This window comes from Bacillus hominis (assembly GCF_018332515.1).
In the GTDB taxonomy this organism is placed as follows: domain Bacteria; phylum Bacillota; class Bacilli; order Bacillales; family Bacillaceae_G; genus Bacillus_A; species Bacillus_A hominis.
Window position 1 is genome coordinate 1 of the sequence record NZ_BOQD01000275.1, and the last position, 16,144, is coordinate 16,144.

Sequence of the window (16,144 nt, forward strand, 5' to 3'; positions counted from 1 at the left end):
CGGGCGTTTATGGGCAGTTGATCTCCCATCTAGCTTCTTCGCACCCACTAAATTCTTGGATGGGAGTCTTACTGCCCGTTAATGCGGGATAAAGTGAAACTTTACTCAGTGGGGAGGATCTTATTAAATGAACGTATAACATGCAATTGATATGTAGAGGAGAATGTAACATGAAACAAAACAAACAAGCTATCTTTTTAATATTTGCTACAGCAATTGTAACTTCTGGATTGGCAATTCTACCTTGGTTGATTATATAGAACACATTAAAAAAGCTTATTGCTTCTTAAGAAGCAATAAGCTTTTTTTCTATTATAAAATCCCGAAAAATTTATTTACGCAACTTATCATAATAAGCATAGATACCGCAACACACATTACAATCGCATTACGATCTTGCTTTTCTTTTTGTAAAAGTTCTACTTTTTTACTCATGTGTACAATCCCCTTTATATTAAAAAAGTGTGAGATAGGAAATTTTTCTTATCCGATGCGAGGTGAATACGAAAACCCTCTCTATCTCACATACACAATAGAATGGAATTGTCATTTTATAAATAAAATGACATGACGTTATGTCGCAACATAGGGTATTTGTGTCGCTACATTTTCTATTATAAAAAATAGTTGTGCAAAACTAGTGCATTTTTTATGTCAATTGCCCTGATTGAAAAAATCAGCCATCCATTCAATCACATAAAAAGAGTTTTTTTTTATTTTCATGTAAACTATACAAGTAGAATGAATAGTTTGGGGTGCACAAGATTATGGTGAAAATTTTATTAGTAGACGATGAAGAACGTATGTTACGATTATTAGATTTGTTCTTAAGCCCCCGTGGCTATTTTTGTATGAAAGCTACTTCTGGCCTTGAAGCGCTAGAATTAATCGAACAAAAGGACTTCGATATTATTTTATTAGATGTTATGATGCCGAATATGGATGGGTGGGATACTTGCTATCAAATCCGTCAAATTTCCAAAGTTCCAATTATTATGCTAACAGCTCGCAACCAAAATTATGATATGGTCAAAGGCCTGACTATGGGAGCAGATGACTATATTACAAAACCATTCGATGAACATGTATTAGTCGCGCGAATCGAGGCTATATTACGTCGCACAAAGAAAGATGGTTTTGTTAGCTTCAATGGTATTGAATGGGATAAAACAAAACATACCGTTACAGTTTATAATGAAAAAATCTCACTAACTCCTATTGAATTTTCGTTACTCGGACTATTTTTACAAAATACAAACCGTGCCTACAGCCGAGACGATTTAATCGAAAAGATTTGGGGCTATCAAACAGACATCGAATACAGAACTATCGATTCACATATTCGTAATATACGGGATAAGTTACGCAAAAAAGGATTTCCAGTTGAAGATTACTTAGAAACTGTCTATAAAGTCGGATATAAATGGAAAAATGAATAATTACTTTATATGAAATAAGGTACGGTGAGAAAATGAGCAAACTTTCCCTTAAAGTTGGGACATACTTTTTAATATTAGCTTTATGTATTGAGGCAATCGCTTTCGTATCTTTTTATAAAAGTCTTTCAAAAATGCGTGTTGAAGAAGAAACGCTTGCTCTTTTAGAGAAAGGAAATCGCTATCGAAATACGATTGAACAGCGTGCAAAATGGAGCAATTACGGCAAATACGCTGAGAAAAAAAAACATACTGAACATCACAACCGCCCTGCCTCTTCCGGCTTCTCTATTGAAAGTGCCGCTGAAGATTTAATGGAAACAGAAGCACTTACTAATTCTGATATAGCCATTGTTATAACTGACAGTAATGGAAACATCATTTCGACCTCAGAAACAGTAACAAAAGATATGCAAAAGCAACTTCATTGTAAAATCTCCCCCGTTAAAAGAGGAGGATTAATAGTAGAAAAAGATTGGAAAAAATCAAAATTCATCTCAACAGTAACACCAATTGATACAAAAGACTTTCAAGGCAAATTACACATGTTCTTAAAAACATCCTTCTTAGAAAATATGCTACTTAGACTCATGGATCAATTCATTATCGTGAGTATTTTAACACTTATTTTAACAACTATTTCTGTCTTTGTTTTTTCTCGTGTTATTACAGAACCGCTTATAAAAATGAAGCGGGCGACAGAAAAAATGTCGAAATTAAATAAGCCGATTCAATTAGGAATTAAACGAAATGATGAACTTGGAAGCTTAGCAAAAACGATTGAAGATTTATCTAGTGAACTTACGTATATGAAAAAAGAACGAAACGAATTTCTCGCTAGTGTAGCGCATGAATTACTAACTCCATTAACCTATATGAAAGGTTATGCAAAGGTAGCAAAAAGAGATTCTCTAACGAAGAACGAACGTGAAGAGTATTTACAAATCATCGAGGATGAAACCGATAGTGTAACTGATCTCGTACAAGATTTATTTATGCTCGTACAATTAGAGCAACACCAATTCGTTATTAAAAAACAAAAAATGCTCCTTAGGCCATTTTTAGAACGAATGGTTGAAAAAACAAAAACAACATTAACCAACAAGCAAATAGAAATTCATGTATACTGTAAAAATGATTTAGAAGTTTGTATAGATGAAAGGCGTATGGAACAAGTGATGTTAAATTTATTGCATAATGCTTATCAACATTCGCCAGAAAACACTTCTATAACAATACGTGTACTAACCAGTGCGAATACTTTTACAATAAGTATACAAGATGAAGGTGAAGGTATTCCAAAGGAAGATATCCCACACATTTTTGATCGCTTTTACCGTGTCGATAAATCCAGAACAAGAGCTACTGGAGGAAAAGGGATTGGCCTGGCTGTTGCAAAGGAAATTGTAGAACTTCATAATGGTTCTATCGAAGTTAAAAGCGAATTAGAAGTCGGAACAAACTTTATAATTGAATTACCATTTGAATAATATATGTGTGAAATCACCAGTAATAGCCAACACTACTGGTGCTATTTTATTTATAAAACCAGCTCATATAAGCTAAGCTTTTGAAATTATTCTTATTTCAATATAAAATATAGGTACAACTGTAAAAGATTTGGAGGGTGATATAATTGGATATCCATGTATTAACAAAAGACGAAGCAGAAATTTACTTAGAACTTCGAGTAGAAGGGTTAAAACAAAACCCGGAAGCTTTCAGCTCTTCTTATGAAGATATTATTAATAAAGAGTGTGCTATTGAATATAAAGCCCAAAAATTAGCACAAGATGAAAACTATACACTAGGTGCATTTAAAGATGGAAAATTAATCGGAGTTGCCACATTGGAAACGAAACCATATGTAAAACAAGAACATAAAGCGAAAATTGGTTCAGTATACGTGTCTCCAAAAGCACGCGGACTTGGAGCTGGAAAAGCACTTATTAAAGAATGCCTTGAGCTTGCTAAATCTTTAGAAGTAGAGCAAGTTATGCTTGACGTTGTTGTCGGAAACGATGGTGCAAAAAAATTGTATGAGTCATTAGGATTTAAAACATTTGGTGTGCAGGAACGTTCATTAAAATATAACGGACAATATTGGGATGAAGAGCATATGGTTCTTTTCCTAGATGAAGAAAAATAATTAAAAACATCCTCCATTTATGAGGATGTTTTTTACTTTCTCGTAAACCATGCTGTATATAATAATTGAATGGCCTCTTCAATTTCTTCCTCCAATAAAGTCGCAAATCCAAGCAATACTGTATTTTCAGGAGAAGTCCCTTCCTTATAATACATCGAAACAGGATACACTTTAATACTCCTTTCAGCTGCAGATTCCATTAATTCTTTCTCTTCCATCCCATTATGCACTTTTAATAAAATATGTAGGCCAGAATCCTCCCCTATTACTTCAATGCGATTAGAAAAATATTTTTCTATTACCGAAACAAGACGGTCTCTCTTCTTTCGGTACACAACACGCATTTTATGAATATGCTTTTCCCAATGCCCGTCATTTAAAAATTTCCTAATGATCTCTTGATCCATTCTTGAAACGCTTTGTGTGTAAAATAAATATTGCTCCTGATACTGCTTAATGAGGGATTTTGGCAACACCATATAACTCATCCGTAATGATGGCAATAGCGCTTTAGAGAGCGTCCCCATATAAATTACTTTCCCATCTCTATCTAACCCTTGCAGCGCCGGAATCGGCTTTCCTGAATAGCGGAATTCACTATCATAATCATCTTCAATAATATATCTTCCTTCTTCTTTTTTCGCCCATTGCAAAAGCTGCATTCTTCTCGTAATTGGCATAATCATCCCGCAAGGAAACTGATGCGAAGGTGTAACGAATACAACATTTGCATGGCTATCAGCTAGCTGTGACATACGAATTCCATCTCTATCTAAAGATAACATTTGTACATTTTGTTCCCCTTGCTCAAAAACAACCATTTTCCGATGGTACCCAGGATTCTCAACCGCATAACGACTTCCCTTTAACAACTGAAATAACATTTTTACTAATATTTGCGTACCCGCTCCTATTACAATTTGACTAGCTACGCATCGTACACCTCTAGATTCATACAAATAGCTCGCAATCTCTTCTCGTAAACTTACCTCCCCTTGCGGATGTCCAATAAAAAGTAAATCTTTATTTTCAAATTGCCATACCTCGTTCGTAATTTTTCGATATACATGAAACGGAAAAGTATTAGTATCCACACCAGTTTGAGTGAAATCAAATTTATACTCCTTATTTTGAAAAGGCGCTTCTCCTATTACCTCTTCGCTGCCTTCCACATGAATCATTTGCTCGATTTCACATACAAAATAACCTTTTCTAGAAATCGACTCAATATATCCTTCGGCAAGAAGTTGCTCATAAGCAGCTTCAACTGTATTTTTACTCACTTGTAAATATGTCGCCAGCTTCCTCTTAGCCGGTAATTTCGTAAAGGCCGGAATCGTTCCATCTTTAATCTCTTTTTTTATATACTCATACAATTGCACATACAATGCCATTTTACTATTTGTATTCAAATTAGGCGTTAGTTCTAACACAACATCTGACCCCTCCCAAAAACACATAACTGATACTTTTTACAGTACCAGAAGTTCTATATAATTCCTTTTATCATGTAACACATTAATAATCAAATACTAGAGAGGAGATGCATGATAATGAACAATGGTAGACGCATCGGACTTACGATGATTATTACAGGAGCTACCCTATGGGGATTATCTGGTCCCATGATTCAGTGGCTATTTCAACATACTAACGTATCATCAATTGATTTTTTAACAGTTCGCCTGTTACTTGCAGGAATATTCATTTTATCTTTCTTGCTTATTAAAAACCAAAACATATTTCACATTTGGAAACATCCTAAACACTTTATACAACTTATAATTTTCTCTATTCTTGGCATGCTTGGTGCGCAGTACGCTTTTATCGAAACAGTTCATATTAGTAATGCCGTAACGGCAACACTATTTCAATTTCTAGGTCCTGTTCTTATTACCATTTACGTTGCGTTTGAGCAAAAGAAATTCCCTGCTTCTATGCAAATACTCGCAATTATAACTGCTCTAACAGGGACATACTTTATTATTACAAACGGTTCAATTGAAAATATTGTTTTATCTAAAGCAGCTATTACTTTCGGCCTATTAACAGCGATTGGCTTTGCGTTTTATACCCTTCATCCGGCTTCTCTTATTAAAGAATGTGGAACAACTGTCGTAATTGGCTGGGGGATGTTAATTGGAGGGATTGCACTGCTTATTTGTAATCGTTCTTTTGAATGGAATCAGATTTCGCAAACTTTCACACTTCAAACTTTTTCTATGCTTATTCTTATCATTATTAGTGGTACCCTTTCTTTCTTTCTATATATCGGTAGTCTTAAATATTTAGCAGCAACAGAAACAAGTATTTTATCTAGCATTGAACCACTTGTGGCCGCTATTGTTTCAATCACCTGGCTAAATGAATCTTTTGGATCATATCAATTATTAGGCGGTGTATGTATCGTCCTTTCTGTTATTTTCTTAACGATGCCTCAAAAAGAGAGAGAACCTACCTTTTCAACTGAACAAATATAAAGTGAAACTTTAATCAGCGGGGGCCATCCCCCACTGATTATTAGTCCTCACCAATCGGGATAGAAAATGTCAAAAGAGGTCGTACAAAACTTACGACCTCTTTTTATGATTTAAAGGAATTGTCCCGCCTGCTAGCAAATACAATTACACTAACAATAAAAATTAGGAGTGTGGCACCATGAAAAAAATCGGAACTATGCTACTTTTCTCCTTCCTCATTACTGGCTGTGCGCAAGTACAACCCGATTCAAATGTACCTAAAAAAGAAGTACTAGAAACGTCATCCTCTCAAATTAACGCACCTTCCTTTTTTCATCTTAGTGTTTTAAAAGATGTAAATTGGGAAGAAACCCCATCCTTCGTAGAAGGAAAAATACCGTTAAAAGGCATTGAAGGAAAAATTGCGATGGCTGATAGCTCTATTATCGCAAATGAACAAAATGAAATAATGTGGTTCTTCCTAGATCCTGAAATGCCAACTGGAAAACTATCTATTATCGCGTTAAAACAAGGAACTACAACTCCAACACCAGTACTCTTTCAAAAAGAAACTTCCAAACAAACTTGGACTACTTCAAATACAGTCGATACAACCATAAAGGAACTCCCTCTCGTAATGTCACTACCTTCATCTGGATTATGGGTATTAAACATATATGTAAATGAAAGATATTATGATCAATTTGTAATCAATGCCGAGTAAGTTGTCAAAACTAATCTACTTCTTTGTATCTGCCCAATTTTGAGGCAAGATAAATAATGAGGGGACACGAATAACTCTACACTTCTTCTGCATTATTTTAATTTCTTATCTCCAAAAAAGCAGTGCCTTAAAAGGCACTGCTTTTGACTATCTATAACTTGGCATTTTCGTAATCTGTGCCACTCCTGAATCAATAGCTGCTTTTGCTACTGCTTCTGCGACACTTGGAACAACTCTTTTATCTAATGGATTTGGAATTACATAACTCGCATGAAGCTCTTCATCCGTAATGATGTTAGCGATTCCATATGCTGCCGCTAATTTCATCTCTTCTGTAATATCAGTCGCGCGCACATCTAACGCACCACGGAATATACCAGGGAATGCCAATACATTGTTTACTTGATTCGAATAATCGGAACGTCCAGTTCCTACTACAGCTGCACCAGCTTCTAATGCATCTTCTGGGAATATTTCTGGAATTGGATTCGCCATTGCAAACACAATTGGCTTCTCATTCATCGTCTGTACAAGTTCTTTCGTTAATACGTTAGGGGCAGATACACCAATGAAAATATCAGCCTGATGAATCGCTTCCTTTAATGCTCCGCGCACGAATTCTCGATTTGTCTTCTTTGAAACTTCGATCTGCGCTTCATTCATCCATGTTTCACCTTCACAAACAATACCCTCTAAGCTAACTAACGTAATATGTTTTGCACCGGCTTTTAATAATAATTTTCCAATTGCAATTCCTGCCGAACCAGCACCGTTAATAACAATTTTCACATCATCCATTTGTTTACTTACAACTTTTAGTGCATTAATAACAGCTGCTAAAACGACAATGGCTGTTCCATGTTGATCATCATGGAATACAGGAATATTCGTTTCTTCTTTTAATCGTTTTTCAATTTCAAAGCAACGTGGCGCTGCAATATCTTCTAAATTGATACCTGCAAATGTAGGCTCTAGATTTTTCACAAGGGTAACGATTTCATCTACATCCGTCGTCCCTAGACATAATGGGAAAGCATCTACATTCGCAAATTTCTTGAATAAAATACTTTTCCCTTCCATAACAGGCATAGCCGCTTTCGGTCCAATGTTCCCTAAACCAAGTACTGCAGTTCCATCTGAGACGACCGCTACCATATTACCACGTGCTGTATAGTCATAAGCTGTTTCCTCATCTGCTGCAATTGCTTTGCAAGACTCCGCCACGCCTGGTGTATAAGTCAGGCTTAAATCATCCGCTGAATTCACTTCCACCTTACTTGTAATTTCAATTTTCCCTACTAACTCTTTATGCAATAACAATGATCTTTCATTAATTTGATTTTCTAACATACTTATAATCTCCCCTTAATTTGACAAGCTAGCTATATGAATATAGCTAGCTTGTTTAATCATGAAAACATTTTCAATAAAATTGTCGCTGTTACGACCACTGCTGCCCCGCCTAAACGCGTTGAAATTTGCGCAAAAGGCATTAATTCCATACGATTTGAAGCTGATAGAATCGCGACATCTCCAGTTCCACCTAAACCACTATGACATCCCGTTACAATTGCTGATTCAACAGGATACATTTTCATCACTTTCCCTACAAGAAAACCTGATGCTACCATTGTAAGAACAACTGATGCACACACAGCAACATATCCTACCGAAAGAACTGCCGCTACGTCTTTTAACGGAATGTATAGCAATCCTAACCCGACCATTAACGGCCAAGTTAAATTCTTTGAAATAAATTTATATAAATGGAATGCTCCTTGCTCCATTTTTGCTGGCATTAATTTAAAGTATTTCACAAGTGCCGCTGAAAAAATCATAATGATCGCCCCAGGAATACCGATGAACTTAGAAGCAAATCCTCCAAAGATGAAGAATGTACATGCAATTAATAAGCCTGCTCCCATTAATGAGAAATCAATTGGTTTTTCTATATTTTGCTCTTTTAATAACTCTGCCTGATTATCTGTTTTTACTAATACACCATTCCCACTAAGCTCAGGTCTCTTCTCACCTAAACGCTTCATATATCCTGCGCTCACAATTGCAAACATATTTCCGATAATAGCTGCAGGAATAAGCTGCGATACAAATGTTGCTGATGGCTCATTTAAAATATCACCGTAAGCTAACGATAATGGTAAAATCCCTTCCCCAATACCACCACTCACAATTGGTACGATGATAAAGAAGAATGTCTGTTTCATTTCAAATCCAAATAGTGAACCTACTAATAAGCCTACTGCGATAGAAGCTAGCGTCCCTACCACTAAAGGAATAAACATGCGAACGAAACCTTGTACTAATACTTTACGGTTCATTCCTAAAATACTTCCTACTACTAAACAAGAAATATATAAATATAAAAAGTTCGATTTTTTCATTAACATAGTCGCAGCTTCCATTGAAGCTGGATTCATCCAGTTAAAAAATACAAGTAACGATGGAATAAATAATGAGAGAATTGCTGGACCACCGATATTTTTTAAAATTGGAATTCTCATCCCAATGTCACCTAAGAAAATACCCATAATCATAATAACTGCAAATCCACCAATCATATCTGCTGGCAATTTATTATATACAGATGCCCCATAAATAATAGCTGCCAATACTACATATAACGGTAAAGGTATAACACCGATTTTTACATTCATAATTTTAGAAGCGAAAGATTCTCTTTGCACTTCGTTTTCCTCAGAAAATGATACCGCTTCCACATTCTTTTGAATCCCCATATGGCACCCCCTTGTTTTCTTAATAACAATATTAAAACGCTTTCAATAGTAAAAATAGTTTTTGTAAGTTTTGTAACTACTTTTGTAATTAAAAAAAGTATAAGCGACTTATAATAAGTCGCTTATACGTAAAAATCTATTTTATTTCGGTCAATACACCTTAATTTACTCACCGGTCTTCCCACATTTTGATACACCATTTCATTCTCTAATACTCCGATTTCAGTCAAAAACATTACATACTTTCGAATAGAAACTCTCGAAACCCCTACTAATTGCGCCATTTCATCAGTTGTAAATGCTTGTCCATTAAGCGATTCGATTTTCTTCCAAATGAGTTGCAATGTTTGCTTCGTTAATCCCTTTGGAAGCTCTTTATTAACGAAAGGCTCTCTTTTTTCTTTTTGCAAAAGTAGTGAATCTAATTCCGATTGACTGATTTTTTGTTGTTCTTTCATGAAAGTAAGTTTTTCTCGATATACAGTTAATGCCTCTTTAAATCGTTCAAATGTAAATGGTTTAATTAAATAATCTACTACGCCATATTGTAATGCTTTTTTGATACTTCCCATATCATGTACAGCTGAAATCATCATAATATCAATTTCTTTCTCTTGATTCCGAATATACATTAACAGCTCAAATCCAGTCTCCTCAGGCATAAAAATATCAAGTAATACTAAATCTACTCGTGATTTCTCTAATACTTCTATCGCCTCTTTTACTGATTTAGCTGCATGAACAAGTTCAAATCCTCCCACTTGCTCTAAATAATGTGTATTTAACATTGCCACCATCGGATCATCTTCTACAATCAAAACTTTGATCATCTTATCTCTCATCCCTACTTTTAGGTATTTCAATCGTTATTGTCGTCCCCGTTCCTAACAATGAATGAACATAAATTTCCCCATTTATTCGCTGTATACTTTCCTTTACAAGATGCAAACCATACCCCCGATTATCACCCTTTGTAGAATAACCTTTTATAAATAATGCATCAATTTCATCTTCTTTTATGCCTTTCCCCGTATCTTGTACTGTAATGATTAATGTATCCCCATATTGTATTCCAATTTCAACCTGCTTCTTCTCACAATTTGTCACTGCGTCTAATGCATTATTAATTAAATTTCCGACAATAGTGATTAGTTCATGAATGATACGTTCATCATATATTTCTGGTAAGTAAGAATCTTCTTTTATAATTAACTTTATATTTTTCTCTCTAGCATAACTAAGTTTACCTAGTAAAAACCCTGCAAATACTGGGCTTTGAATTTTTTTCATAATCCCCCCAATTTCATATTGATGCTCTGATACCATACTACTTACATATTTCTGCAATTCTTCATACTGTTTCATATGCGTTAACCCTAATACGACATGCATTTTATTCATAAATTCATGAGATTGTGCCCGTAAAGCTTCCGCATATAGCCTAATACCAGTTAGTTCTTCTGCCAATTTTCTAATTTCTGTTTTATCACGGAATGTTGCAATTGCACCAACTATTTCTCCTTTTACATATAAAGGAACACGATTAGTAACAATCGTAATCCCATAAATTTTTTGTTCTTCGTTTAATTGTACCTCTCCTGTTTGCAACACTTCTTTTATACGTGAATTCGGCATATACAATTCAACATCTTTACCAATAAAGTCTTCTTCAAGTCCACTTTTCTTAAATAGCCGTTTTGCTTCATTATTAATTAACGTTACTTTCGCTTCTTTATCTACAGCAATAATACCTTCTTTCACCGAAAGCAACATCGTATTTCTTTCTTCAAGAATTTTCGCTATCCTATGCGGCTCAAGACCAAATAAACTTTTCTTTATATGTCTAGCTAGCAATATCGCTCCTATAATGCCAACTAATACTCCAACTCCAACACCGATATACATAATATGTCTACTTTCCTTAACTCGCTCTTTTACATTATCTGCTGAAATTCCAACCGCAACCGCTCCAAGTTGTTCCCCTGTTTCAGAAAAAATCGGTATAAATACTCTCATAGAGACCCCTAAAGTTCCTTCTGCTAACGACACATGTTCCTTTCCCTTCAATGCCGTTCCTTCATCTCCTCCAATGAAATGTTGCCCTATTTTTTGAGGATTGGGGTGAGATTTCCGGATTCCATTCATATCCATAACTACAATAAATTGAACATCCGTACTCTTTAATATCTTATTTGTATACCCTTGAATCAAGGAGGTATCTACCTTCCCCGCCAACCCATCAATTATAATAGAATCATTTGCCACAATACGTGCAATCGTTTTTGCCTTCTCTGCCTGGCTTTCTTCTGTCGTTCGTTCAACATTATGGCTAATTAAAATATCTGTTACGAGTAAAGAAAAAATTACAACTGTACAAACTAACAATGTAATCGTTTTCCATAAATTCCATAGTTTTTTTCTTTTTTTCATCCCGTTAATAACTCCCCTAATTGCTGAATAGAAAAATAAGTAAGGTGATATTATTTTCACCTTACTTATTTGCTGTTATTATACTTTAAATTTACTAGTCATTTCTTATAGTTCTTCTGTAGCCTTTGCAATTTCATCAATAGCATTCGTTACTTCATTTTCATCGCCTGCTAAACCTTTCATTGTTTCGGCTGCTCGATTAATATTGGAAACAAACTATAATAATAGCACGTATTTTTTTTGCTGATTATGCATTTTTACATATGTAATTATTCTTAAAAGTTTAAATTACAAAATAAGAGAACTTCCATACATAGAAGTTCTCTTTCTTCTTATCAATTTTGCTTCTTTAAAACACTTCTCACAAACCCTTCTTTATAATCCGTATACTCTTATTCCCTTACTTCACTTTGAACTTTTCACATAACTAATTGCTTGGCTCCCCATCTGTATCCAAGCCTTTTCAAAATTCTCCCTCGGTACGCTTACATTCGGACTATCATTAAGTGGATCTTGAATATAAACAGACTCCTTATCATATCCAACAAGAACAACACAATGTTCATTATAAGTAATAGAAACATCTCCACCACTTGTTTCCCATATAGTGAATTCATCCTCATCTAATGGGGCATATGTTGCATTCGTAATCATTACTACCGGTTGCCCATTACTTACACTCTTATAAAGTTCTTCTATACTCTTCCCTGTTAAGTCCACAGCTTCATTCGGTAAATATTTTTTCGCTAATTGAAAAAGTGGTCCATGATATACACCATATCCCGATTCAGAAAACGTATAAATGTTCCCAACAAATCCTTCATTCGGATTTCCTCTTACACCATCATCTAAAAAATTAACTTTTTTTATTTCATTTGCTAATTTCATCTTATCTACAGACACACCCGCATATTGTAACATCATCGCTAAACTTGTTACTTCACAGCCTCTCTCTAACTCTGGTAACTGCTGAATTAAAGGCACATTTGATAACATGACTTTTTCATTGTTATTACTAAACTCTGTTCGTTTTTGACTTTGTATACTTGAGGATAGTAATCCCTTTACTTTCTCCACATACTTTGTAATCCCATTTGTATATGCACCCCATATCCCTATACATAGTAAGGCCATACATATATACCACTTCCATTTCCGTATCACTCTCACGCCCTTTTTAATTCGTTAAATACGAATAAAACGCATCAGCATCTGTTTGAACCATCGGAACAAACTTAAGCTCTTTTCCCTTTTCAGGTTGTTCAAGATTTATCTTCTCCGCCAAATCTTGAATATTCACATTCGCTCTATCCATACCAAGCTCATCCGCCATTTGTATCACTTTTTGTTCATTGATTTCTCTTAATACTTGATATATATCTTTGCCATATAAATCAATATGATATTTTTTTGCTTCTTCCTGCACTTTTTGTTCGTACACTTCTTGTGCTAACTCTTCCATCTCTTTTCCTTGTTGAGCAATACCTAGCTTTTCTGCCTCTTCGCTAACTTTCGTTCCATAGATTTCTTCCTCAATTTCTTCTACTTCTTTTCCTTCAGTTGAAACACCAAGCTTTTCTGCTTCATTATTAATTTTAATCTTATTAATTTGATCAATTAAACTTACAATCGATGTATTCTCTATAGATATGCCTAATTTTGATGCTTCTTGCTTCACTTTTGTTTCATAAATTTCTTCTGAAAGAATTCCAACATCTTTTCCTTCTACCGAGATACCTAATTTTTCCGCTTCTCTTCCTACTTCCGTTTCATGAATTTCCTTTTCTAACGTAATTTGTTCTTTCCCATCCGTTTCAATGCCTAATTTTTCCGCTTTTTCTTCTGTATGCATTGCATGTATTTTCCCATCATTTAATTGTTCCTTACTACGCTGCGTGTAATCGATCTTTCCTTTTGGCGTTCCAGAAGGAGAGGCCCCCCCTAATATACCTAAACTCATTACTCCAATAGTGAATACCGTCATCATTTTCTTTTTCAAGACTTCTTCCTCCCTCTCACACTTTCTTTTTCCAGCTTTCCCATGATTTTTTTTATACTATACATAAACTTCATCTCTGTTAGAAATAACCTTATGATTTATCCAATTCATTCAAAAAAACCTTACGTCTTTTCTTTCCATTACAAGTTTCCATTATGTAATACATGCTACAAGTTGTTCCTTAACTTTCCCTTAAAAAAGACGACCTTGTAAAAACAAGGTCGTCTTCTCACTTATAATCTTTGATTTTTTGGGAAAATCACTTCAAAACAAGTTCCTTCTCCCCATTTGCTCTCTACCGATATTTTTCCATAATGCTTTTCTACAATCCAATTGGCGATTGAAAGACCTAACCCCGCTCCTTCTGATGGACTTCTCGCTTTATCCCCTTGATAAAAACGATCAAATAACCTTGGAATATCCCCTTCTTTAACTCCTATCCCGTTATCTTTCACTTGTATGCGAATTGAACTACTCGTTTGCATACAAGTAATTTGAATATATCCACCTTCATTCGTATACTTCATCGCATTATCTAGCAATATGACCATCAATTGATGAATTCTCTCTCTATCGCCAATAAACGATATGTTACGTTCTACTTTTAATATCATCTCTTTTTCTTGATAAGAAGCAATCTCTTTATATGGATCTACTATTTCTTCTAACAATTTATCCATTTCAAATGTTTTCTTATCCATCTCGATTTGATTAGAATCCGAACGTGCTAACAATAATAAATTAGCTACGAGCTTCGATAATCGCCTACACTCCTTTGAAATTGTAGAGATATCCATCGCTTTTTCTTCTATCGTCGCAGATGGTGACTGGAATAATATATCTGTTTTTGATTGAATAACCGCAAGGGGTGTCCTTAATTCATGTGATGCATCAGACACGAACTGCTGCTGTTTCTCCCATGAATTTTGGATGGGTACGAGTGCCCTGCCAGCTAAGAAAAAGCCGATTCCTATTGCACATAGACTTCCTATGCTACAACCAATAACAAGAATTAAAAACAATGTACGCAGTACTTCTGTTTCAGTCGTAGTTTCACGTAATATTTGAAATGTGACCTTCTCTCCCGAACGTATAGTTTCTTTGACTGCCACGGTTCTATAACTTTTCCCTTTTATTTCTATATCGTAGAAATCTCCAACTTTTTTTGGGAATAGCTTTATTTTATTTTCTTCCAGAAAACTACGATCTCGAACTCTCGGATCAATCTCTCGCAATTGCTTACTTTCATCCCATATTAAGTAAAAAGCTTTTGAATCCCCTATACGTAATTCTTTACCCACCTCAAATCGTGGAGGTCCTAGTGGCTTTTCTCTCGTTATCTTTATAATAAAGTCCTTTATCGATTCATCTACTCCCTTATAAATTTCATTGGATGTATATGAATACACTAAACTTCCTAACACTCCAATTAATATAATAAACACTAACGAATTTAATATAGTTAGACGAATGCGTGTCTTTTGAAACATGCTTCCCTTTTTCATTGTTCTTTTAATATATATCCAATACCACGAACAGTTTGAATATCTTTCTGATAACCGAATGGCTCTAATTTTTTACGTAAGTGATGAACATACACTTCTACGATAGCTACTGTTGTATCTGAATCAAATCCCCAAACACGATCAAAAATTTGTTCACGCATTAAAATTTTACCGCTATTTTGAATGAGGTACTCTAGAAGTTCATACTGTTTTAAGGTCAACTTAATTGCTTGCCCATCGACTTGTGCGTCTTTGTCTTTTCCAAACAATTCGATTCCTTTATAACGAATTGTCTGCTTTGTTGTTAAACTACCACTTCGTCTTAATAGAGCACGAATTCTTGCTTTTAGTTCCGGTGCTTGAAACGGCTTAACGAGATAATCATCCCCGCCAAAATCTAAGCCTTTAACTCGATCCTCCAAAGAATCTTTCGCTGTCAAAAACAGGACTGGCGTTTCAATCTTTTCATCTCGTATTTTTTGGATAACTTCAAATCCATCCATTTCTGGCATCATCACATCAAGTAGGATTGCATCATAAATGTTTTGCAGTGCTAAAAATAATCCATCTTCTCCATTCAACGCTGTATCTACTTCAAATTCATCGCGTAAAATTTGTACGATAGACTCCAATAAAGAAGCATTATCTTCTACTACAAGTAAGCGCATATTCTCACCTTCCACAAT

Annotated in this window: 14 protein-coding genes and 2 pseudogenes; 5 read left to right on the forward strand and 11 right to left on the reverse strand. The window is 34.9% G+C overall.

Going from position 1 to position 16,144, the window contains the following annotated elements; all coding sequences use genetic code 11:
• Positions 1–312: 312 nt before the first annotated feature.
• Positions 313–435, reverse strand: a complete 123-nt coding sequence (locus KI356_RS28425; RefSeq protein ID WP_002010441.1) for a hypothetical protein — start codon at positions 433–435, stop codon at positions 313–315.
• 332 nt (positions 436–767) lie between these two features.
• Between KI356_RS28425 and KI356_RS22125 the strand changes: the two genes are divergently transcribed.
• The 3 genes from KI356_RS22125 (at position 768) to KI356_RS22135 (ending at position 3,585) form a co-directional block, all read left to right on the forward strand.
• Complete coding sequence (locus tag KI356_RS22125; protein ID WP_212936463.1) at positions 768–1,439, forward strand: response regulator transcription factor; 672 nt, start codon at positions 768–770, stop codon at positions 1,437–1,439.
• Positions 1,440–1,471: 32 nt separating this feature from the next.
• Positions 1,472–2,926: a sensor histidine kinase gene (locus KI356_RS22130; protein ID WP_212936464.1), complete on the forward strand. Its 1,455-nt coding sequence runs from the start codon at positions 1,472–1,474 to the stop codon at positions 2,924–2,926.
• 146 nt (positions 2,927–3,072) lie between these two features.
• Positions 3,073–3,585 carry a GNAT family N-acetyltransferase gene (locus tag KI356_RS22135; RefSeq protein WP_105586161.1) on the forward strand — a complete coding sequence of 171 codons (513 nt, stop codon included), beginning with the start codon at positions 3,073–3,075 and terminating at the stop codon, positions 3,583–3,585.
• 32 nt (positions 3,586–3,617) lie between these two features.
• Here the strand turns inward: KI356_RS22135 and pdxR are convergent, their stop codons facing one another.
• Positions 3,618–5,018, reverse strand: coding sequence for a MocR-like pyridoxine biosynthesis transcription factor PdxR (gene pdxR, locus KI356_RS22140; RefSeq protein WP_212936465.1), 1,401 nt, complete (start codon positions 5,016–5,018; stop codon positions 3,618–3,620).
• A gap of 120 nt (positions 5,019–5,138) precedes the next feature.
• Here pdxR and KI356_RS22145 point away from each other — a divergent pair, with 120 nt between their 5' ends.
• Together KI356_RS22145 and KI356_RS22150 are read left to right on the forward strand one after the other, a co-directional pair.
• Positions 5,139–6,065: a DMT family transporter gene (locus KI356_RS22145; protein ID WP_212936466.1), complete on the forward strand. Its 927-nt coding sequence runs from the start codon at positions 5,139–5,141 to the stop codon at positions 6,063–6,065.
• Between the two features lie 178 nt (positions 6,066–6,243).
• On the forward strand, positions 6,244–6,768 hold the full coding sequence (locus tag KI356_RS22150) for a DUF4871 domain-containing protein (RefSeq protein ID WP_128282766.1): 525 nt from the start codon (positions 6,244–6,246) through the stop codon (positions 6,766–6,768).
• A gap of 147 nt (positions 6,769–6,915) precedes the next feature.
• Here KI356_RS22150 and KI356_RS22155 read toward each other — a convergent pair whose 3' ends face one another.
• The 9 genes and pseudogenes from KI356_RS22155 to KI356_RS22190 form a co-directional block, all read right to left on the reverse strand.
• Positions 6,916–8,118, reverse strand: coding sequence for an NAD(P)-dependent malic enzyme (locus KI356_RS22155; RefSeq protein ID WP_002116031.1), 1,203 nt, complete (start codon positions 8,116–8,118; stop codon positions 6,916–6,918).
• Between the two features lie 59 nt (positions 8,119–8,177).
• Positions 8,178–9,524 (reverse strand): 2-hydroxycarboxylate transporter family protein, encoded by a 1,347-nt coding sequence (locus tag KI356_RS22160; protein WP_128282764.1) that lies wholly within the window; start codon positions 9,522–9,524, stop codon positions 8,178–8,180.
• Between the two features lie 122 nt (positions 9,525–9,646).
• The gene (locus tag KI356_RS22165) at positions 9,647–10,354 is read right to left on the reverse strand and encodes a response regulator (protein WP_212936467.1); all 708 of its coding nucleotides are present in this window, start codon (positions 10,352–10,354) and stop codon (positions 9,647–9,649) included.
• A gap of 1 nt (position 10,355) precedes the next feature.
• The gene (locus KI356_RS22170) at positions 10,356–11,954 is read right to left on the reverse strand and encodes a sensor histidine kinase (RefSeq protein WP_212936468.1); all 1,599 of its coding nucleotides are present in this window, start codon (positions 11,952–11,954) and stop codon (positions 10,356–10,358) included.
• A gap of 405 nt (positions 11,955–12,359) precedes the next feature.
• Entirely contained in the window at positions 12,360–13,088 is a 729-nt protein-coding gene (locus KI356_RS22175) for a C39 family peptidase (protein ID WP_212936469.1), read from the reverse strand.
• Positions 13,089–13,131: 43 nt separating this feature from the next.
• Positions 13,132–13,953, reverse strand: a complete 822-nt coding sequence (locus KI356_RS22180) for a transporter (protein WP_212936470.1) — start codon at positions 13,951–13,953, stop codon at positions 13,132–13,134.
• Positions 13,954–14,186: 233 nt separating this feature from the next.
• Positions 14,187–15,131 (reverse strand): annotated as a pseudogene (locus KI356_RS22185) (sensor histidine kinase); the annotation flags it as partial.
• Positions 15,132–15,304: 173 nt separating this feature from the next.
• Positions 15,305–15,443 (reverse strand): annotated as a pseudogene (locus KI356_RS28745) (sensor histidine kinase); the annotation flags it as partial.
• Positions 15,444–15,454: 11 nt separating this feature from the next.
• Positions 15,455–16,126, reverse strand: a complete 672-nt coding sequence (locus tag KI356_RS22190; protein ID WP_212936472.1) for a response regulator transcription factor — start codon at positions 16,124–16,126, stop codon at positions 15,455–15,457.
• Positions 16,127–16,144: the final 18 nt, after the last annotated feature.

Excerpts from the sequence above, each read along its gene's own strand:
- KI356_RS22150 (WP_128282766.1), top strand. The coding sequence starts at position 6,244 with ATGAAAAAAATCGGAACTATGCTACTTTTCTCCTTCCTCATTACTGGC.
- KI356_RS22130 (WP_212936464.1), top strand. The coding sequence starts at position 1,472 with ATGAGCAAACTTTCCCTTAAAGTTGGGACATACTTTTTAATATTAGCT.
- KI356_RS22145 (WP_212936466.1), top strand. The coding sequence starts at position 5,139 with ATGAACAATGGTAGACGCATCGGACTTACGATGATTATTACAGGAGCT.
- KI356_RS22175 (WP_212936469.1), bottom strand. The coding sequence starts at position 13,088 with ATGGCCTTACTATGTATAGGGATATGGGGTGCATATACAAATGGGATT.
- KI356_RS22125 (WP_212936463.1), top strand. The coding sequence starts at position 768 with ATGGTGAAAATTTTATTAGTAGACGATGAAGAACGTATGTTACGATTA.
- KI356_RS22160 (WP_128282764.1), bottom strand. The coding sequence starts at position 9,524 with ATGGGGATTCAAAAGAATGTGGAAGCGGTATCATTTTCTGAGGAAAAC.
- KI356_RS22190 (WP_212936472.1), bottom strand. The coding sequence starts at position 16,126 with ATGCGCTTACTTGTAGTAGAAGATAATGCTTCTTTATTGGAGTCTATC.
- KI356_RS22170 (WP_212936468.1), bottom strand. The coding sequence starts at position 11,954 with ATGAAAAAAAGAAAAAAACTATGGAATTTATGGAAAACGATTACATTG.
- KI356_RS28425 (WP_002010441.1), bottom strand. The coding sequence starts at position 435 with ATGAGTAAAAAAGTAGAACTTTTACAAAAAGAAAAGCAAGATCGTAAT.
- KI356_RS22165 (WP_212936467.1), bottom strand. The coding sequence starts at position 10,354 with ATGATCAAAGTTTTGATTGTAGAAGATGATCCGATGGTGGCAATGTTA.
- KI356_RS22155 (WP_002116031.1), bottom strand. The coding sequence starts at position 8,118 with ATGTTAGAAAATCAAATTAATGAAAGATCATTGTTATTGCATAAAGAG.